The following is a 19,206-nucleotide window of genomic DNA, read 5'->3' on the forward strand; positions in this document are numbered from 1 at the left end:
GGCCCCGGACGACGCTGTCCGGGGCCGTCGGTCAGCGGGACTTGCGGGCTTCCACGGCGGTGTCCGGGTTGTCGGCGAACACGCCGTCGAGGCCGGTCGCGAAGAACTTCGCGTACTCGTCGAACGCCCGGCCGTACGCGGCCTGGTCGGTGGACGAGCGGTAGTCGGCCGGCAGGAACGCGTTCTCGTTGCGGAACGTCCACGCGTGCACGATCAGCTTGCGGGCGTGGGCGTCGGCCACGAGCGTGGTCGGCTGCTTGAGGAACCCGTTCGCGTCGCGCGGGATGATCCGGTCCTTGGCCACGCCGATGCCCTTGGCGTAGGTCGCGATCTCCTTCAGCCCGGCCGGGGTCACCAGGTCGGCGTAGGTGCGCTTGTCGCCGGCCTTCACGAAGTCGTACGGCGCACCCGAGGCGTCGATCAGCTGCACCAGCGGCACGCGCAGCTTGCCGCGCAGCCACTTGAGGTTCGCGACCTCGAACGACTGCACGTACACGGCCGCGCCGGGCCGGTTGAGGCCCTTGCGGTTGAGCACGTCCACGAGCTTCGGCTCCAGCGCGAGGCCGATGTCCTGGAAGTACGTCGGGTGCTTGGTCTCCGGGTACACGCCGACGGTCCGGCCGAGGTCCCGGCTCAGCGACCGGGCGAGGTCGATGACCTCTTCGAGCGTGGGCACCGGGAAGCGGCCGTCGTAGAGCGTGTTGCGCGGCCGGATCTGCGGGATGCGTTCCTTGGCGCGCAACGACTTCAGCTCGGTGAGCGTGAAGTCCTCGGTGAACCAGCCGGTGATCGCGACGCCGTCGATCGTCTTCGTGGTGCGGCGGCCGGCGAACTCCGGGTGCGCGGCGACGTCGGTCGTGCCGCCGATCTCGTTCTCGTGCCGGGCGACGAGCCGGCCGTCCTTGGTCGAGACCAGGTCGGGCTCGATGAAGTCCGCGCCCATGCGCGCGGCCAGTTCGTACGAGGCCAACGTGTGCTCGGGCCGGTAGCCCGACGCGCCCCGGTGGCCGATCACCAGCGGCCCGCGCGCCTTCTCCCCGCCCTGGTCGGCGGACGCGGACGGCAGCGTCACCACCCCGGCGACGGCGAGCGCGGCCAGCGCCACGCCGACGATCTTCGACCGCAGCATCGGTCGACCTCCTCGAAGCGTCGTTACCGGACGCCGGGAGCCTTGTCGCGCTCCGCGACGTCCCCGCCACCGACGGTTGAAGAGCGGGTGAACAGTGCGCGCCCGCGTGGATTTACCGTCCCTTAAGCCGGACCTCCTGGGCTGTGACCGGGGGCACAAGTAGCGTCGGGTCACCGGAGGTGCCCGTGTCCGAGCCCATCCTGGAACAGGACGAAGAACGCCCGGTACGCGCGTTGTCGGCGCGTTGGGACCGGGCGTTGGCCGTGGCGGCGTTCCTGGTCGCCCTGCTCGTGCTCAAGCAGGTGTTCCGGCCGTTCGCGCAGGGCGGGCAGTTCTACCTGGTCGTGTTCCTGGCGGTGACGTTGCCGCTGGTGTTCCTGTCGTACGGGCGGTCCGCCGACCCCGGACCGCTCGACTGGGTGTTGGCGCTCCTGGCGTTCCTGGCCGGTGCGTACCCGTTGGCCGGTTTCGACGCGTTCCTCGACCGGCAGGGCCAACTGTCGACGCCCGACGTGATCGCCGGGACCGTGCTCCTGCTGCTGATCCTCGAAGCCGCGCGGCGCACGACCGGGTGGGTGCTGCCGGTGGTGTGCGTGGCGTTCATCGCCTTCGCCTACTACGGCGGGTACCTGCCGCCGTCGTGGGCGATCTCCCACGCGGGCGTGGACTTCGCGCAGATCGTGAACGGGTTCTTCAACGACGCCACGGGTTTCTACGGCACGCCGCTCGACGTCGCCGCGACCTACATCGTGCTGTTCACGATCTACGGCGCCGTGCTCAACGCGTCCGGCGCGGGCACGTTCTTCGTGGACATCAGCTTCTCGCTCTTCCGCCGGTCCCGCACCGCACCCGGTCGCACGGCCGCCACCGCCGGCTTCCTGCTCGGCACGGTGTCCGGCTCGGGCACGGCCACGACCGTGTCGCTGGGCGCGGTGACGTGGCCGATGCTGCGGAAAGCCGGCTACTCGAAGGAGAACGCGGGCGGCCTGCTCGCCGCGTCCGGCATCGGGGCGATCCTGTCGCCGCCCACCATGGGCGCGGCGGCGTTCATCATCGCCGAGTACCTCCGGGTCTCGTACCTCGACGTGCTCGTGTGGGCGATCCTGCCGACCCTGCTGTACTACCTGGGCATCGCGCTGGCCGTCGAGATCGACGCCCGGCGGTTCGGGGCCCGGCCGGTCGACGTGGAGGCGCCCCGGGCGTGGACCGTGCTGCGGCGCGGCGGCCACCACTTCCTGTCCCTGGGCGTGATCGTCGTCTTCCTCGTGCTCGACGTGCCGGTGTACTCGGCCGTCGTCTACGCCACCGGGGTGGCGGCGTTGTTCGCGCTGTCGTCCGACCTCAGGGGCTGGTCGCGGCTGGTCGCGACGTCCCTGGCGGTCGGGGTGCGCGGGGCGTTGCCCGTGATCGCGGTGTGCGCGGCGGCGGGCGTGATCACGTCGACCGTCACCAAGACCGGACTGGGGCAGGCACTCGCCTCGGCGTTGGTGGACCTGGCGTCCGCGGTGTCCTCGAACCCGGCCGTGGTGCTCGCGGTGACGGCCGTGCTCGCGGCGGTCGCGGTGAGCGTGCTCGGCCTGGCCGTACCGGTGACCGCGTCCTTCGTGATCTCGTGGGTGGTCGTCGGACCGGCGTTGGTCGAACTCGGTGTCGCACCGGCCGAAGCGGCGATGTTCATCTTCTACTACGCCGTGCTGTCCGAGGTCACGCCGCCGACCGCGCTCGCCGCGGTGGCGGCCGCCGCGATCACCGGCGGCGACGTGGTGCGGACGATGTGGCGGACGTGGCGGTACACGCTGCCCGCCTTCCTCGTGCCCTTGGCTTTCGTGCTCACCGACAACGGCTCGAACTTGCTCCTGCATGGCACCCTTCTCGACGCGTTGTGGGTGTTCGCGGTGTCGGCACTGGGCGTGGCCGCGCTCGCGGTCGCGACCGGCGGGTGGCTGGTGCGCCGTGCGGGCGTGGCCGAACGGGCGCTGTGCGTACCGGCGGCCCTGGCCCTGCTGTACCCGGACCCCCGCAGCGTCGCGATCGGCGCGGCGTTCCTGTTCGCCGCGACGGTCGTGCACGTGCTGGTCAACCGGAAGGAGAACCGGGATGCGTAGGCTCGGAATCGTCGTGGTGGCGGTCGCGCTGGTCGTCGCCGGCTGCGGCGGCAAGCGGGAACCGGCGGCCCGGCAGGCGGGCGCGGCCGAGTGCGAGGCGGCCGAAGGGCGGATCACCATCGCCACCGGCAACTCCGGCGGCGTGTACTACGTGATCGGCGGCGCACTGGCCCAGGTGATCAGCGCCAACACCCCGCTCAAGGCGACGGCGGCCGAGACCGGTGCGTCCGTGCAGAACGTCCAGCAGCTCGTCGACGGCACGTACGACATCGCGTTCTCGCTCGCCGACACGGCCGCCGACGCGGTCGGCGGCAAGGGGGCGTTCGAGGGCAAACCCCAGAAGATCCAGGCGTTGACCAGGCTCTACCCCAACTACACGCAGGTGCTCGTGCGCGGCGGGATCAACTCGCCGGCCGACCTGCGCGGCAAGCGGGTCTCCACCGGGTCGCCCAAGTCCGGCACCGAGGTGATCGCGCAACGGCTGCTGCGCGCGGCCGGACTCGACCCGGACAAGGACGTGCAGGCGCAGCGGCTCGACCTGACCAAGACCGCGGACGGCATGAAGGACGGCAGCCTCGACGCGCTGGTGTGGTCGGGCGGACTGCCGACCGCGCAGATCACCGACATCACCACGTCGTTGAAGGGCGACGTGCACTTCCTCGACCTGACCCCGCAACTGGAGGCGTTGCGGCAGGTCAACCCCGTGTACGACCGGGGCGTGATCCCGGCCGCCGCCTACGGTCAGCCCGCCGACGTGCCGACGATCATCGTGCCCAACGTGCTGCTCGTCAGAGACGACTTCCCGATCTCGAACGCGTGCGCCGTGACGAAGGCGATCTACGAGCACAAGGGCGACCTGGAGAAAGTGCACCCGGCGGCCCGCGACATCCTCCGCGACCAGGCCGGGCTGACCGACCCGGTTCCGCTGTCGCCCGGCTCGCTGGACGCGCTCGGCGGATAGCCGGACGGGTCAACTAGGCTGGCCAACCGTGCGTGTCCTGGTCATCGGGTCCGGAGCCCGTGAACATGCCCTTGTCCTCGCGTTGTCACGGGACCCCGCGGTGGTCGCCTTGGCCTGCGCTCCCGGCAACGCCGGCATCGCCGGACTCGCCGAGATCCGCGGCGTCGACGTGACCGACGCGGCGGCCGTGACCTCGCTGGCCGTCGAGTGGCGTGCCGACCTGGTCGTCGTCGGGCCCGAGACGCCGCTGGTCGCGGGCGCCGCCGACGCCGTGCGCGCGGCCGGCATCCCGTGCTTCGGCCCGTCGGCCGCCGCGGCCCGCATCGAGGGCTCCAAGGCGTTCGCCAAGGACGTCATGGCGGCGGCCGGCGTGCCGACCGCGACCTCCGAGGTCGTCGACAACCCGGCCCGGCTCGACGCCGCCCTGACCCACTTCGGCCCGACCTGGGTGGTCAAGGACGACGGGCTCGCGGCGGGCAAGGGCGTGGTCGTGACGGCCGACCGCGCGACCGCGCGTGCGCACGCCATGACCCTGCTGGACAACGGCCACCCGGTGCTCCTGGAGTCGTTCCTCTCCGGGCCCGAGGTGTCCCTGTTCTGCCTGGTCGACGGCGCGAACGTGGTGCCCCTGCTGCCCGCGCAGGACTTCAAGCGCGTGGGCGACGGCGACTCCGGCCCCAACACCGGTGGCATGGGTGCCTATGCGCCGCTGCCCTGGGCGCCGGACGGCCTGGTGGAGACCATCGTGGCGACGTGCGTGCAGCCCGTGGTCGACGAACTGGCCCGCCGCGACACCCCGTTCACCGGCCTGCTCTACGCGGGCCTGGCCCTCACCCCCACCGGGCCGCAGGTGATCGAGTTCAACTGCCGCTTCGGCGATCCCGAGACCCAGGCCGTGCTGGCACTGCTCGAGACGCCGCTGGCCGGCCTGCTGCTGGCCGCGTCCACCGGCGGCCTCGGCGGGATCGCCGACCTGGACTGGGCACCCGGCTACGCCGTGACCGTGGTCGTGGCCGCCGAGGGCTACCCCGGCCGACCCCGGACGGGGGACGTCGTCGGCGGCACCGAGGCGGACGGCGTGCTGCACGCCGGCACCCGCCGGCGTGACGACGGCGCCGTGGTGTCGACGGGCGGTCGCGTGCTGGCCGTCGTGGGTACCGGCGACACGCTGGCCGACGCCCGCACGTCCGCGTACGACCGCGTGAAGACCGTGCACCTGACCGGCTCCCACCACCGCTCCGACATCGCCTTGCGCGCCGCGAACGGCGAGATCGAATTCTGACTCGCACTTCTCCCGCAGTCGGAAGCCTCATGCCCGGATTTGTCGAATCACAGACTCGGCGCCCTGGTCGTTGATAGCCTGCGATCAGGGCGCCGGGCAGTCGCCGACCGTCCGGAGACATGGTCGATCCGGGATACGCAGCCATGTGATGTGGCACGCGGTACGGCTGCTTCGGGAAAGCCGTTCTCGTCACAATGGGGGCTGGTAGTGCGTAGTAGCGCTGTTCGCACGACCGCCCTGCTGACTGCCGTCGCCGCACTGACCGCAGCGTGCACGACCGAGCAGCCGGGCAAGGGCATGGCCGCCAGTCCGACATCGGCGGCACCGAAGACCACCACGACTGAGAAGAAGCCTCGCCCAGAGGAAATCAAGCTCGACGGGATCGACCCCTGCCAAGTGCTCACCGACGAGCAGATGAAACAGCTTTCGGTCAGCCGTAGAACCCGGATGAACCAGGACCTCGTCAAGGACGGCAGCGAGGACCCGGTCTGCAACTACGGCAACAACAGCTCGCCGCGGATCATCTACGGCGTCGGCCTCGTCATCGGGTCGGGCATCGACCACTGGACGGGAAACGGCAACGTCGATGTCAAGCCCACCACCGTGGGTGGCTACAGCGCGGTGACGCTGACCTTCAAGGGTGCGCCCGTCGACTGCGCGCTTGCGATCGACATCGCCGGCGGACAACAGTTCTACTTCGACTACGAGCCCGGTCAGGCGGCTGCGCAGGACGTCATGTGCCAGAACGCGGTCAAAGGTGCGGAACTCGCGCTGGCCACGTTGCAGACCTTGAAGTGAGATGCAGGTCGTGCCCAACGGCAATGGCAACCTCGTCGAGGACGAGATCCACATCGCGATAGGGGTCAGGCGTGAGTGAACGCATGTATCGGTGTGTCGCCATCGTCGCGTTGATCGGGGCTTTTTCGGCCGCGTGCGCATCGCGGGAGCCTGGGTTCGGTAAGCCCGAGGAAGCTCCGAAAGTCCATTTCACGACCTCCGCTGTGGAACGCCCTGTGGTGATCAAACTCGATGGCCTCGACCCCTGTGTTGTTTTCACGGCCGAACAGACGAAACAACTGAAGACGGCCCGCTCCAGCCGGCAGGACATGGATCTGCTCAAGAACGGCAGCAATACACCGTTGTGCAGCTATATGACCAGTTCGGCGCCACGGCACTCCTACGGTGTCGGTCTGGTGACCAGTGCGGGGATCGACTACTGGGATGAATCGGGCAACATCGATGTCAAGGCGGTCGAGGTGTCCGGCTACCGTGCGGCGACTCTCGGGCTGAGCGGTGTGGATGCCTTTTGCGCGGTTGTCGTCGATGTCGCCGACGGGCAACAGCTTTACGTCGACTATCACGTGGATGACCAAAGTCAAGACGTCATGTGCCAGAACGCGGCCAAGGGCGCGGAGCTCGCGTTGGCCACGTTGCGGACCCTGAAGTGAGAGGTGTCGGCGTCGCTGAGGCCACGCGATGGTGGCGACGGGCGGAGTCGGCCTCCGATCGTGCCGTGGTGCGGTCGGAACCGCCACGCCCTCGTTCTCGTCGAACCATGGGCCGGGCACGCTCGGACGTTGGTAGCCTGCGAACCGGGACCGGACCGTTACCGACCGTACGGGGGTAGGAGTCGTGGCAGAGGACAACGGCATCCTGGGCATGGCCGCCGGGGTCGGCGGCGCCGTCGGCGCGGCGGTCGGTGCGCTGATCACCGCGGAGAAGGCGCTCGGCAAGACCATGCCCGGGGCTTCGGCGTCGGCACAGCAGTTCGCCGTGGACAAGGAAACCGTCCTGCAGGCCGGCAAGATCGTTTTTGACCAGGCCCTCAGGTTGAACGATGCTCTTCGACGCGCGGAACGCGGCCTGCTCGTCAAGTTGGGGCCGAATGCCGATCCGGTGAACGAGGACGTCGCCGCCGCTTGGAACGCGCGACTCATCGAAGGTCCGGAGTCGTACGCGGGACGAGTCCGCCAGTACCGGACCAGCCTCTCCAATCTGGTCGACCAGTTGCGCGAGGTCGCCAAGCAGTACGGCTTCACCGAGGACGAGGTCGTGTCCGCGATGGGGGTCAAGAGTGCGTGACTTCCTGCGTCCGGGCATCTTGTGCGTCGCCCTTGTGGGGACGCTCGCGGTCGCCTGTACCTCGAAGGAGCCGGGCAACGGCACCGCCGGGTCCACGCCGACCGTCGGCGTGACCACGTCCGCGGCCGGGACGAAATCCGCCACGCCGCGACCCAAGGCGATCAAGCTCGATGGAATCGACCCGTGCACGGTTTTCACGCCTGCTCAAACCAGTCAGTTGAAGACCGTGCGCACCACCCGTGACGACAGTGACCTGCTCAAGAATGGCAGCCAAGCGCCGCTGTGCAACTACGGAACCACCGGCGCGCCGTGGCACTCCTACGGTGTCGGTCTGGTGACCAGTGCGGGGATCGACTACTGGGATGAATCGGGCAACATCGATGTCAAGGCGGTCGAGGTGTCCGGCTACCGTGCGGCGACTCTCGGGCTGAGCGGTGTGGATGCCTTTTGCGCGGTTGTCGTCGATGTCGCCGACGGGCAACAGCTTTACGTCGACTATCACGTGGATGACCAAAGTCAAGACGTCATGTGCCAGAACGCGGCCAAGGGCGCGGAGCTCGCGTTGGCCACGTTGCGGACCCTGAAGTGAGGCGCGGTGCATCGCCGGCGGCGGGGTGAACAGGGGCTCGGCGCCTCGGCAGCCAGGGGCGTGCGCCGCGGCGGCCGAACAGTGCGGGTCGGCGTCGTGCGTGCGGTCGCACTGCTCGGCGCTGCCACAGTGACGGGCGCGTGCGGCACGGCGGAGCCGACAAGAGGTGTGACGCTGCCGATCTCGCAGACCTTTACGACGAAGGCGGGGAGCGACCGGCCGACGACCGTCAAGGTCGACGGGGTCGACCCGTGTCGGTTGTTGACCCCCGGGCAGATGAAGCAGCTCAAGGTCGTCGAGAACGAGCGCAACGACAGCGACGTCGTCGGTGCGGGCAACGTTCCGACCTGTGAGTTCACCGGCGACCTCCAAACCAACTACGGCGTGTCGGTGATCACCGGCACCGGCGTGGAGTACTGGACCGGCAAAGGGAACACCGACGTCGGCGAGGTCGTCGTCGGTGGGTTCCCGGCGCGGACCATCAGTCTCAGCGGCACCGCGGCGGATTGCGCGGTCGCCGTCGACGTGGCTGACAAGCAGCAGTTGTACGTCGACTTCATCCCTATCGGGAGCGGCAAGCCGACCAAGGATGTCATGTGCCAGAACGCGGCCAAGGGCGCGGAACTCGCGTTGGCCACGTTGCAGACCTTGAAGTGAGGGGTGTCATGGGTTATCGGGAGATCGGGGACCACCGCTTCGAGGGGTACGACAACCATGCCCTCGCGGGACTGGTCGAGAAGTTCAAGTCCGGTGACGCGGCCCAGCGGTTCTCCGAGGCCTCGCACGCCCTGCGTGAACTCGCCGCCGGTCTTGCCGAGACCGACGAGGTGTTGCGGCGCGAGTTGGGCAAGCTCGGCATCGAGTGGCAGGGTGCGGCCGGCGACAAGGCCGGTGGCACGATCACCGCCCAGGCCGACTACGCGGGCAACGCCGACGAGACCGCCCAGCGCACCTCCAAGGCCACGGCCGAGCAGAGTGCGACCTTCAGCCAGACCCGGCACGTGCTGCCCGAGTCGACGTCCCTGCTCGGCGCCACCCAGCAGTCGACGTGGGACAAGGTCGCCGGGTTCGCCGGCTACGAGACCGACCACGCCGAAGAGGTCAAGCAGACCCAGGCGGCACGCGAGCAGGCCATCCGCGGCCTCGACCAGTACACCGAGGCGTCCCGTTCGACGCTCGACTCCTACCAGGGCCTGAACAAGCCGCCGAACTTCGACGTCACCGTGGCCTCCAGCGCGACCGCGACGGTCGCCCACGTCGCCACGCCCGCGGGTCACATCGGCGGCGTGCCGACCGGGCTGCCCGCGTCGGCGGGTCTGCCCGGCGGGTCCGTCGGCCTGCCCGGCGGCGCCACCGCCGGTATCCCGCCGCAGCTGCCCGCCGGCGGTCTCAGCGGCCAGTTGCCGGGCACGCCGGTCGGTCCTTCCGTGCCGATCCAGGCCAATCCGCTGCTGGGCCGCGTGCCGACCTCCAACATCGGGCTCGGGATCGGGCTGGGGTTGTCCACGCTCACCGGGCTCGGGATCGCCGGGTCGGTGCGGCCCGACCGCCTCGTGCGGGGCGGTGGGAAGGGCGGCACGGCGACGGGCAAGGCCCCGGAAGGCGGCGCCAAGGCCGTCGGCAAGGCGGGTGTCGCGGCCGGCAAGTCCGGGATCTCGGCCACGCTGGGTGCGATCGACCCCGACGAACGGCCGGTCGGCCGGGCGCCGGGTGCCGCGTCCGCCGCCACGGCGGCCGGCAACACGCGTACCGGCAAGGTCGGCACCGGCACGATGCTCCAGCCCGCCGCCTCGGCCAAGGACGAGGAGGACGCCGAGCACGTGCGCAAGTACGGCGTCGACTCCGACGACGTGTTCGGCGACGAGCGGATGGTCGTCCAGTCGGTCCTCGGCGACGACTCCGAGCGGAAGTAGCCCGCGGTGACCGTGGTACTGAGCACGCTGGAGTTCGACGTGGCGTGGGAGGCCGAGCGCCACCCCCGCCGCAACGTCGCGCTCGACGTGCCCAGCCCCGGCATCACGCACACCGAACGCGCGGCGTTCGTCGAGAACGCCTGGCACTCCCTGGAGGAGCGGGGTCTGGCGCACAACCGCCGGGTCACGCCCGAGATCGCCGACGCGTTCGCGTTGCTGGCCAACCCCAAGGTGTCCGTCGACCTGTGGATCTGGGTCGACGGCCGCAAGATCAGGGGCCTGGCGGCGGCCGGGTCGGACGAGGCCGTGCTCGGTGTCGTCGACGGCGACGAGGTGTGGCTGATCGAGTCGCGGGCCACCGCGCTGGCCGACGACGCGGTGTCGGTCACCGGTGAACGCCCGGCCGGTCGCGGCCGGTCCGTGAGCCTGCCCAACGACGTGTTCCGCGCCGCCGCCGACGAGGCCGGCCGGGACGCGGACAAGCTCGTCCTCTCGTTGGAGTACCACGGGATTCCACTGCACGAGGCCCAGGAACTCGCGGGCATGGTGGACGGCATGGGCACGCGGGGCCAGTTCGGCGTGGAACGCGCCCGGCCGGGCGGTCCGCCCGTGCGCGCGAACCGGGTCGTGGCGTGGCACGACACCCCGTCCGGCCGGTACCTGCACCTGGTGCGGCCGAGTTCGGACGGCCGTGACTGGAGCACGATCACGCCGATCGACAACCACCGGCTCGCGGTGTGCGTCCGGGAGCTGATGCAGGAGGTCTGAGGGGAACCGGCCCCGCGGGCGCGGCGTCCAACACCCACGCCTGCCCGCCGTCCTTCGGGAGTGACGTTCCGGTGACCAACGCGACGCTGAGCGCTGCCCAGTTCCGCACGGCGTGGGAGCACCTCGACCTAGGTGCCCTGCCGATCGTCTTACACGTCCCCGACGACCCGGCCCCGTGGTCGGAGCTGGTCGAGAACGACCTGGTCCGGGACGGTGACCTCGACCCGTGGCTCGGTTCCGCCCTGGAACTGGTCGCCCGTCCGCCGCGTGCCGTCGACCTGCGCCTGGGCATCGGCAGCGTGGCCGTGCGCGCGTTGGCCGTGTCCGGCGAGCGCGGTGCGGTGCTCGCGGTGCTGTCCGGCGGCCGATTGTCCGTGCGCGACCCCGACGCGGACCTCCCCGCCGCCGTCGTGTCGGTGTTGCCCGCCGATGGCGACCTGGTCGGCGCACAGGACCTGCACGGGCGGATCGGTGCGGCGGTGCTCGACGCGACCGGGCGGCGGTGCCGGTCCCGCGACGTGGTCGACTTCCACGGTCCGGTGCCCGCCGACGGTCTGCGTGAGCGGGTCGCGTCACTTCTCGCCCGGTTGTCCGGATAAGTCGTGTCGAGTTCCCCTAAAGTCTGTGCGTACGCGTCAAGGGGGCGGTAAATGCCAGTGGCCAAGTTCAACGCCGAGGCGTTGGAGCAATGTCGGAGCGCGGCTTCCGCGCAAGCCGGACAATTCGGGTCGGTGGGTGACGGCTTGTCCGGTGCCTACGTGGACGCGGGTGTTTTCGGAAAGCTCGGCACGTCGGGCGGACTCGCGTCGGCGGTGTCGGATTTCCAGTCGCGTGCGGGTGCCGAGTGCGCCGCCGCGGAGAAGCTGCTGGGCCAGGTGGAACGCGCGATCGACAAGGTCGAGAGCGCGGTCGACGACGTCGAGGCGGCCAACGCCGGCTCGTTCCGGGCGGTGTGAGATGAGCGCGAAAGACGAGGTCGCGGGCCTGCCGGGTGGTGCCGCGGTGGCCGCTTGGGCGGACAAGGTCGACTCGGCGCAGCCGCAGGCCGTGCGTGACGTGGCGACGCGGTGGCGTGAGGCCGCGACCAAGGCGGGCGAAGCCGGGAACGTGGTCCAGCGGACCGTCTCCGCGCTCGACGGCGCGTGGGAGGGCGGTTCCGCCGACGGATTCGTGACCTACATGTCCGGATTCACGAAAAGCGGTACCGCGTTGGCCGAGGCGTTGACGGCGGCGGCCGGTGATCTCGATTCCGCCGCGAACGCGCTCGAAGCCGCGAAAACGACGATGACACGTATCTGCGAGAACCTGCTCTCGCGCGCTCGACAGGTGCGCGAGCAGAACCGGCACATGCCGCAGGCCGATGTGGACGCCGCGATCTCCGGTTTGTGCGCGGAGGCCGCCGGCGACGCGGGTCCGGTGATCGAGCAGGCCGAGACCGCGGTGAACTCGGCGTTGTCCGCGCTGAAGGGCCGCGTCTTCACGCCCGCGTTCTCGAGCCTGCCCGACCCCGGCACGCAGTCGTTCGTGCCCGCGCCCGGCAACCCGATCGACTGGCAGCCCACGCCCGAGGCCGAGACCAAGCCGTCGTCCGCCACCGAGACCCCGCAGCACCAGCAGTCGCCGAGCCAGTCCACGGGCGGCTCCCACGGCGGCGGCGGCGGTGGAGGCGGCGGAGGAGGAAGCGCCGGCGGTGGCGGTTTCGGCGGTTTCGGCCCCAGCGGTCCGCCGCCCGCGAGCGGCCCGCCGCCCGGCAACGTCGAGCAGTGGATCCGCGAGGCGATCAAGATCCTCCAGGCCGCGGGCATCCCGGTCACCGAGGCGAACATCCAGCAGATCTGGACGATCATCGAGAAGGAGTCCGGCGGCAACCCGCACGCCATCAACGACTGGGACTCGAACGCGGCCAAGGGCACCCCGTCCAAGGGCCTCATGCAGTGCATCGACCCCACGTTCCAGTCCTACAAGCTGCCCGGCCACGACGACATCTGGAACCCGGTCGACAACATCATCGCCGGCGTCCGGTACACGTTCGAGCGCTACGGCGGCTTCGAGGGCCACCCGGGTCTGAAGTCGATGGCCCAGGGCGGCGGTTACCAGGGCTACTAGCCTGACGCCCATGTCCGGTGTCGCCGCACGCTCCGACGTGCCCCCGTTCCACGTGATGGACGTGCTCTCCGCCGCAGCCCACCGTCAGCGCACCCACGGCGACGTGGTGTCGCTGGCGGCCGGGCAGCCGTCGAGCCCGGCGCCGACACCGGTCCTGGCCGCCGCGGAACGGGCGTTGCGCACGCAGACCCTGGGCTACACCGAACAACTCGGCATCCTGCCGCTGCGCACGGCCCTCGCCGGCCACTACGCGCGGCAGTACCGGCTGGAGATCACGCCGGACGACGTGGTGGTCACCACCGGGTCGTCCGGCGCGTTCCTGCTGGCCTTCCTGTCCGCGTTCGACGCCGGCGACCGGGTCGCGCTGGCCCGGCCCGGCTACCCGGCGTACCGCAACATCCTGCGGGCGCTGGGCTGCGAGGTCGTCGAGCTGCCGTGCGGCCCGGAAAACCGTTTCCAGCCGACCGTGGAGATGCTCGACGAGGTCGGCCCGCTGGCCGGTCTGGTCGTGGCGAGCCCGGCCAACCCGACCGGGACCGTGCTCGCGCCGCACGAGCTGGCCGCGCTGGCGGACTGGTGCACCGCACGCGGAACGCGCCTGGTCAGCGACGAGATCTACCACGGCATCGCCTACGCCGTGCCGCTCACGAGCGCGTGGGAGACCTCGCGGGACGCGATCGTGGTGAACTCGTTCTCGAAGGCGTTCGCGATGACCGGCTGGCGGCTGGGCTGGATGCTGCTGCCGCCGGATCTGCGCGACGCGGCGGACCGGCTCACCGGCAACTTCACGCTCTGCCCGCCCGCGCTCGCCCAGCACGCCGCCGTGGCCGCGTTCGAACCCGAGTCGTACGCGGAGACGGCCGCGCTGGTCGACGGCTACCGGCGCAACCGGGACGTGTTGCTCAGCGGGCTCGCCGACCTGGGGATCACCAGGATCGCGCCTGCCGACGGCGCTTTCTACGCGTACGCGGACGTCTCGCACCTGACGTCGGACTCGATGGCGTTCTGCCGCCGGCTGCTCGACGAGACCGGCGTGGCGATCGTGCCGGGCATCGACTTCGACCCGGAACGCGGCCACGACTTCGTGCGGTTCTCGTTCGCCTCGTCGGCACAGGACATCGACGAGGCGTTGCGTCGCCTGAAAATGTGGCTGCCCACCCTCGGCGAACGGGAACCCGCAGGTCACGCCGCTCGTTGACCGGGCATGGTGCGCATCATCGTGTGGTTGCTCGCGGCGTGGGTCGTGATCTCCGTGCTGGGCGCGGTGGTCAAGGGCCTGTTCTGGCTCGCGGTCGTCGGCGTCGTGCTGTTCGTGGGCACGGCCGCGTACGGCGCGATCAAGTCCAAGGGGCGCAAGGAGATCAGGTAGCCGGACGGCGCACGCCGCCCGGCACCGTGATCACGGCAGGGACAGCCCGGCCAGGGCGGTGCGTGCCGTCAGCGTGCCCTGCCACAGCAGGCCGGTGAGTCCCGCGCGCAGCGCGCCGTCGACGTTCTCGACGCGGTCGTCGAAGAACACGCAGTCCCGAGGCCGGGCGCCGATCCGGTCGGCCAGCGCCGTCCAGATCTCCGGGTCGGGCTTGGCCGTGCCCAGGTCGGCCGAGAACATCAGGTGGCGGAAGTGCCTGGTCCAGGGCTGTTTCTCGGCCGCACGCCCGAACGTGTGCGACGCGTTGGACAGCAGCGCCAGCGGCACGCCCGCCGCGTCCAGCTCGGCGATCAACGCCACCGCGTCCGGGTCCGGGTGCAGCCACCCGGCCGTGTCCTGGTCCGCCAGCCGCCGCGCGAACTCCTCGGACACGTCCACGCCGACCCCGCCGCCGACCGCGCGCCAGTAGACCAGGTCCGAATCGCCCCGGTCGTAGGCGTCGCGGTGGGCCCAGTAGGAGGCCAGGAAGTCCTCCAGCGGCACGCCCATCGCCGCCGCCAGCCCCGGCAGGTCCACGTGCGGACGGCTCACGACCTGCCCGTAGTCGAACACCACCCAGCGCATCAGCTCACCGACCCGATCCGGTGCAACGCCTCGGCCACGTCGTCCGCGTCCACGTCCCGGTGCGTCACGAACCGCACCCGACCCGCCATCGGACCGGCCAGCACGCCCAGGTGCCGCAACGCCGTCAACGTCACCTCCAGGTCCGGCACGGCCGCCAGCACGACGTTGGTCTGCGGCTCGGCCACGACCCAGCCCAGGTCGGCCAGGCCCTTGGCGAACGCCCGCGCGTTGGCGTGGTCGGCCGCGAGGTCGTCGATCCGGTCCAGGCCGACCAGCCCCGCCGCCGCCAGCACGCCGCCCTGCCGCACGCCGCCGCCCAGCATCTTGCGCAGCCGCCGGGCCTCCTCGACGAACGTGGTCGTGCCGCCGACCAGCGACCCGACCGGCGCGCCGAGCCCCTTGCTCAGGCACACCTGCACGGTGTCCACGCCCACGGTCAGCGCGGCCGGCGGCACGCCCAGCGCGACGGCCGCGTTCCACAGCCGGGCGCCGTCCAGGTGCACGCGCAGCCCGGAGTCCTTGGCCGCGGCCACGAGCAGGGCGTGCTCGTCGGGCGGCGTGACGGTCCCGCCCGCCGAGTTGTGGGTGTTCTCCAGGCACAACAGTGTGGTGCGCAGCGTGTAGTACGGGCCGTCGGCACCGGCTTCGGCACGGACGTCGTCCGGGTCCGGCCGGCCGGGACCGGCCCAGTCCAGTGCGTGCGGCAGACCGCCCGCGAGCCACGCGGCCGTGCCCAGTTCGTGGTCGAGCACGTGCGCGGACCGCGGTGCCAGGAACCGGTCGCCCCGGCGCAGGTGCGCGGTCAGGGCGATCAGGTTCCCCATCGAGCCCGACGGCACCCAGAGCGTGGCGTCGACGCCGAGCAGGTCGGCGGCGCGCTCCTCCAGCAGTCGCATCGTGGGATCTCGGTCGATCACGTCGTCGGCGACCTCGGCGGCGGACATCGCCAGCCGCATCGCCTCGTCCGGTTGGGTGACTGTGTCCGAGCGGAAGTCGATCGGTGCGTGCAGGGTCACGAATGGATCACATCACATCCGGCAAGGGTCCACCGGGCAGGCGACGCGGTACCACGATGGCAACGAAACCCGCCGGGTCCGTGCAACCGCACACGGCACCGGCACCGTCCAGCAGGTGCAAGCACGACGAGCGGAGAGAGTCCGCGTGGATCAGCGCGACGAGCAGGAGTTCGCGGAGTACTTCGTGGCTCGCCGGGAGGCCGTGCGCCGAACGGCGTTCCTGCTCTGCGGTGACTGGCACCGCGCGGACGACCTCGCGCAGACCGCGTTCGTCGCGTTGCACCGCAGGTGGCGCAAGGTCCGGGACAAGGGAGCCCTGGACGCCTACGTCCGCCGGACGCTGGTGCGCGCGGTGATCGACGAGTCCCGCCGGCCGTGGCGCCGGGAGCGGTTCGTGGACGAGGTCCCGGACGTCCCGGCCGACGACGGCGCGCTCGCCGACGCGGTCGTGACGCGCGAGGCGCTGGTCGCGGGCCTGCGGCGGGTGCCACCCCGGCAACGGGCGGTGCTCGTGCTGAGGTTCCTGGAGGGCCTGGACGTCGCCGGCGTGGCGGTGGCGCTCAACTGCTCCGAGGGGACCGTGAAGAGCCAGACGTCACGGGGGTTGGCCGCGTTGCGCGAAGCACTGGGCGACTCGCTCGACGACCTGAAGTCGGCGTCCTGACCGGGGAAACGGGGGTGTGGTGAGTGGACGAGCAGAAGCTCTCCGAGCTGTTCCGCGAGGCGGCGACCGACGTGCCGCCCGCGTCCTTCGACCTCGGCGGCGTCCGTTCGGCGTCCTACCGGGCCACCGCACGGCGGCGGTCGGCGATCGCGGCGGGCACCAGCCTGGTGTTCGTTTTGCTCCTCGGTGGGGGATTCGTCCTGTCCGGCGGCGCCTCGCATACCAGCGGTACCGCTCGGCAGGACGCATCTCCTGGCGCGGCGGAGTCCACCGTTCCTATGATCGCGCAGGAACCAACGGTTCCGAACACGGGCGGCACGTCGCCCTACAGCCTTCCCAGGGACTCGTCTACGCAGGGGGACGAGTTGCCGGGGAGCGCCGGCACAGCTGATGCCGGCAACGCCTCACGCGGGTGCGTCGAGGTGGACCGGGAGCTCGCCGTCGCCCTCGCCGACGAGCTCCCGGTCGCGACGCCTCCCGCCGTGCCCGCCGTGGCCCAGTGCCCGGAGGGTGCGCGCGGCGCCTCCTACCCGGTCCGCGACGGCGCCGACCAGGGCACGGTGACGGTCGTGTTCGTGCCCGACGGCGTGGCCGTGCTGCCGACCGGCGCCTCGGCGCCCGCACGCGGCGGCACGGTGTACGTGTTCAGCACCCCCGCGGCCGGCACCGGCACGGGACCGTTCTCGTCCCGGCTGGCCGACATCGCGGTGGGAGTGGCCGGGCGGCTCTGAGTACCGGGGTAGGTTCGCGCAATGACAGCGGCGACGCCCAAAGGGGAGCGGCGACGACAGGCGTTGGTCGAGGCGGCGGCCGGACTGCTGGTCGACGGCGGTTTCGACGCGGTGCGCCACCGCGCCGTCGCCGAACGCGCCGGCCTGCCGCTGGCGTCCACAACCTACTACTTCTCGTCGCTGGACGAACTCGTCGTCGCCGCGCTGGAGTTCCACGGCAACGTGGAGTACGAGAACGGCAAGGCCCGGCTCGCCGCGCTGGACGGCGTCGAGGGCGACGCGGCGTTCACCGACCTCGTGCTGGACCTGCTGCTCGGACCGCCGACCGAGGAGGGCGACGCCGAACAGGTCCTGCTGCGCTACGAACGGCTGGTCGCCACGGGCCGCAGGCCCTACCTGCGGCCGTTGATGCGCAGGCTGTCGGGGCAGTTGCACGCGTTGCTGCTGGAGATCTTCCTCGCGTCGGGCCGGACCTGGACCGCCGAACGGGTCGAGGAGATCATCGCGCTGGTCGACGGCGCCGTGGTCAACGCGTTGATCGAGATCTCGCCGGACCCGCGCGCGGCGGCGCGGCGCATGCTCGACAAGGCCATGCAACCCCGCTGACCCCCGGCCCGTAGAAGGGGCGAAGGGGTGACGCCATGCGCGAGGCCGACGAGTCGGCGTTCCGGGAGTTCGCGGTGTCCAACGCCGCCGCGCTGCGGCGTACCGCGTTCCTGTTCTGCGGCGACTGGCACACGGCCGAGGACCTGATGCAGGCCACCCTGCTCAAGCTCTACCAGGCGTGGCGGCGGGTCCACCTGGACACGCCGGCCGCCTACGCGCGCAAGATCCTCTTACGCACGTGGCTCGACGAGCGGCGCCGTCCGTGGCGCCGGGTCGAGATCGGCGACGGCGACGTGCCCGAGGTCGCTGACAGTTCGGCCGACCCGGATCTGTCCGACCACCGGCTGTGGGCCCGTGACCTGGTGCGCACGGCGTTGCTGGAGGTGCCGGAGAGACAACGGGCGGTGCTGGTCCTGCGGTACTTCGAGGATCTGCCGGTGAGCGAGGTCGCGGTGGTGATGGGATGCGCGGAGGGCACGATCAAGAGCCAGACCTCGCGTGGGCTCGTCGCCTTGCGTGCCGCCGTCGAAGCGCTCGGCCAGGGTTCGGTGATCGCTTCATGAGGGACGTCGACCTGCGCACGGCGTTGCACGCCGCCTTCGACGACGAACCACCACTCGACTTCGACCCGGACGTGCTGATGGACCGCGCCAAGCGCGGGCGCACCCGGCGGATGGCGCTGTTCGCGGTGGTGGTGCTCACCCTGATGGCCTGCGGGTCCTACCTGGCGCTTCCCCGCCTGCTCGCGAACGACCGCAGCGGAGACGTGCGCGTACTGGGTTCCGGGAACCTCGTGCCGATACCGCTGATCGAGGAGCACGTGTCCGCGCGGATCGCCATGGCCATCCCCGGCGCGCGGGACGTCACGGTGTCGATCTCGGGCACGGGGCTCGGTCCCGAGGACCAGCTCGACCTGGCGATCAGGTTCACCGACGACCTGGGCGTCGCGTCGGCCGCCATGCACATCGCCGGTCTCGACCGGGGTTTCTCCCGGGGTTCGTTCTGCGCGAAGTACGGGTGTGTGCGAACGCTCGACCAGCCGGATGGCAGCGTGGTGGAACTCGCCGAGAAGCGCGACGCCACCGTCCGGCGATCCGCCGCGCACTTCCGCAAGAGCGGGATCATCGTGCTGGCCGTCGCGTACGCGTACGACGTGACCGACGGCTCCGACCACCGCCCGTCGGAGCCGTCGCTGTCCTTCGACGTGCTCGTCGCCCTGGCCACCGATCCGGACCTCGCCCAGGGGTGAAGGCTAGGCTGC

The 19,206-nt window shown here is 71.0% G+C and carries 23 protein-coding genes; 20 read left to right on the forward strand and 3 right to left on the reverse strand.

What is annotated here, in order from left to right; genetic code table 11:
- Positions 1-31 precede the first annotated feature (31 nt).
- Positions 32-1,129, reverse strand: coding sequence for a glycerophosphodiester phosphodiesterase (locus F4559_RS33965; protein WP_184675172.1), 1,098 nt, complete (start codon positions 1,127-1,129; stop codon positions 32-34).
- A gap of 185 nt (positions 1,130-1,314) precedes the next feature.
- Here F4559_RS33965 and F4559_RS33970 point away from each other — a divergent pair, with 185 nt between their 5' ends.
- From F4559_RS33970 to F4559_RS34040, 15 genes are all read left to right on the forward strand, one after another.
- Positions 1,315-3,234: a TRAP transporter permease gene (locus tag F4559_RS33970; RefSeq protein WP_312865965.1), complete on the forward strand. Its 1,920-nt coding sequence runs from the start codon at positions 1,315-1,317 to the stop codon at positions 3,232-3,234.
- Complete coding sequence (locus F4559_RS33975; RefSeq protein WP_184675176.1) at positions 3,227-4,195, forward strand: TAXI family TRAP transporter solute-binding subunit; 969 nt, start codon at positions 3,227-3,229, stop codon at positions 4,193-4,195. The genes F4559_RS33970 and F4559_RS33975 overlap by 8 nt, the downstream gene beginning before the upstream one ends.
- A 28-nt stretch (positions 4,196-4,223) precedes the next feature.
- Positions 4,224-5,477: a phosphoribosylamine--glycine ligase gene (gene purD / locus F4559_RS33980; protein ID WP_184675178.1), complete on the forward strand. Its 1,254-nt coding sequence runs from the start codon at positions 4,224-4,226 to the stop codon at positions 5,475-5,477.
- Between the two features lie 207 nt (positions 5,478-5,684).
- Positions 5,685-6,275, forward strand: coding sequence for a DUF3558 domain-containing protein (locus tag F4559_RS33985; protein WP_184675180.1), 591 nt, complete (start codon positions 5,685-5,687; stop codon positions 6,273-6,275).
- Positions 6,276-6,346: 71 nt separating this feature from the next.
- Entirely contained in the window at positions 6,347-6,925 is a 579-nt protein-coding gene (locus F4559_RS33990) for a DUF3558 domain-containing protein (protein WP_184675181.1), read from the forward strand.
- A 184-nt stretch (positions 6,926-7,109) separates the two neighbouring features.
- A complete protein-coding gene (locus tag F4559_RS33995) occupies positions 7,110-7,559 on the forward strand; it encodes a hypothetical protein (protein WP_184675182.1) in 450 nt (149 codons plus the stop codon).
- The gene (locus F4559_RS34000) at positions 7,552-8,148 is read left to right on the forward strand and encodes a DUF3558 domain-containing protein (RefSeq protein ID WP_184675183.1); all 597 of its coding nucleotides are present in this window, start codon (positions 7,552-7,554) and stop codon (positions 8,146-8,148) included. The genes F4559_RS33995 and F4559_RS34000 overlap by 8 nt, the downstream gene beginning before the upstream one ends.
- A 96-nt stretch (positions 8,149-8,244) precedes the next feature.
- Positions 8,245-8,805: a DUF3558 domain-containing protein gene (locus F4559_RS34005; protein WP_184675184.1), complete on the forward strand. Its 561-nt coding sequence runs from the start codon at positions 8,245-8,247 to the stop codon at positions 8,803-8,805.
- An 8-nt stretch (positions 8,806-8,813) separates the two neighbouring features.
- On the forward strand, positions 8,814-10,061 hold the full coding sequence (locus F4559_RS34010) for a hypothetical protein (protein ID WP_184675186.1): 1,248 nt from the start codon (positions 8,814-8,816) through the stop codon (positions 10,059-10,061).
- A 6-nt stretch (positions 10,062-10,067) separates the two neighbouring features.
- Positions 10,068-10,829 (forward strand): ESX secretion-associated protein EspG, encoded by a 762-nt coding sequence (locus tag F4559_RS34015; protein ID WP_312865966.1) that lies wholly within the window; start codon positions 10,068-10,070, stop codon positions 10,827-10,829.
- A gap of 71 nt (positions 10,830-10,900) precedes the next feature.
- Positions 10,901-11,428, forward strand: coding sequence for an ESX secretion-associated protein EspG (locus tag F4559_RS34020; protein WP_184675188.1), 528 nt, complete (start codon positions 10,901-10,903; stop codon positions 11,426-11,428).
- A gap of 51 nt (positions 11,429-11,479) precedes the next feature.
- Positions 11,480-11,785 (forward strand): hypothetical protein, encoded by a 306-nt coding sequence (locus F4559_RS34025; RefSeq protein WP_184675190.1) that lies wholly within the window; start codon positions 11,480-11,482, stop codon positions 11,783-11,785.
- Between the two features lies 1 nt (position 11,786).
- Positions 11,787-12,935, forward strand: a complete 1,149-nt coding sequence (locus F4559_RS34030) for a transglycosylase SLT domain-containing protein (RefSeq protein WP_184675192.1) — start codon at positions 11,787-11,789, stop codon at positions 12,933-12,935.
- 10 nt (positions 12,936-12,945) lie between these two features.
- The gene (locus tag F4559_RS34035) at positions 12,946-14,133 is read left to right on the forward strand and encodes a pyridoxal phosphate-dependent aminotransferase (protein ID WP_184675194.1); all 1,188 of its coding nucleotides are present in this window, start codon (positions 12,946-12,948) and stop codon (positions 14,131-14,133) included.
- A 6-nt stretch (positions 14,134-14,139) separates the two neighbouring features.
- The gene (locus tag F4559_RS34040; RefSeq protein ID WP_184675196.1) at positions 14,140-14,304 is read left to right on the forward strand and encodes a hypothetical protein; all 165 of its coding nucleotides are present in this window, start codon (positions 14,140-14,142) and stop codon (positions 14,302-14,304) included.
- A 30-nt stretch (positions 14,305-14,334) separates the two neighbouring features.
- Here the strand turns inward: F4559_RS34040 and F4559_RS34045 are convergent, their stop codons facing one another.
- Together F4559_RS34045 and F4559_RS34050 are read right to left on the reverse strand one after the other, a co-directional pair.
- Positions 14,335-14,928: an HAD family hydrolase gene (locus tag F4559_RS34045; protein ID WP_184675198.1), complete on the reverse strand. Its 594-nt coding sequence runs from the start codon at positions 14,926-14,928 to the stop codon at positions 14,335-14,337.
- The gene (locus F4559_RS34050; RefSeq protein WP_184675200.1) at positions 14,928-15,944 is read right to left on the reverse strand and encodes a threonine aldolase family protein; all 1,017 of its coding nucleotides are present in this window, start codon (positions 15,942-15,944) and stop codon (positions 14,928-14,930) included. The genes F4559_RS34045 and F4559_RS34050 overlap by 1 nt, the downstream gene beginning before the upstream one ends.
- A gap of 145 nt (positions 15,945-16,089) precedes the next feature.
- On the opposite strand from F4559_RS34050, the gene F4559_RS34055 reads away from it, so the two are divergent.
- Genes F4559_RS34055 through F4559_RS34075 form a run of 5 tightly spaced genes read left to right on the forward strand, consistent with a single transcriptional unit; the run spans position 16,090 to position 19,194 of the window.
- Positions 16,090-16,608: a SigE family RNA polymerase sigma factor gene (locus F4559_RS34055; protein ID WP_184675203.1), complete on the forward strand. Its 519-nt coding sequence runs from the start codon at positions 16,090-16,092 to the stop codon at positions 16,606-16,608.
- A gap of 23 nt (positions 16,609-16,631) precedes the next feature.
- Positions 16,632-17,339 carry a hypothetical protein gene (locus tag F4559_RS34060; protein WP_184675205.1) on the forward strand — a complete coding sequence of 236 codons (708 nt, stop codon included), beginning with the start codon at positions 16,632-16,634 and terminating at the stop codon, positions 17,337-17,339.
- A 21-nt stretch (positions 17,340-17,360) separates the two neighbouring features.
- Positions 17,361-17,945, forward strand: coding sequence for a TetR/AcrR family transcriptional regulator (locus F4559_RS34065; protein WP_184675206.1), 585 nt, complete (start codon positions 17,361-17,363; stop codon positions 17,943-17,945).
- Positions 17,946-17,980: 35 nt separating this feature from the next.
- A complete protein-coding gene (locus F4559_RS34070) occupies positions 17,981-18,508 on the forward strand; it encodes an RNA polymerase sigma factor (RefSeq protein ID WP_184675208.1) in 528 nt (175 codons plus the stop codon).
- Positions 18,505-19,194 (forward strand): hypothetical protein, encoded by a 690-nt coding sequence (locus F4559_RS34075; RefSeq protein WP_184675210.1) that lies wholly within the window; start codon positions 18,505-18,507, stop codon positions 19,192-19,194. Before F4559_RS34070 ends, F4559_RS34075 begins: the two co-directional genes overlap by 4 nt.
- Positions 19,195-19,206 lie beyond the last annotated feature (12 nt).

The sequence above is a fragment of the Saccharothrix violaceirubra genome, assembly GCF_014203755.1.
GTDB lineage: Bacteria > Actinomycetota > Actinomycetes > Mycobacteriales > Pseudonocardiaceae > Actinosynnema > Actinosynnema violaceirubrum.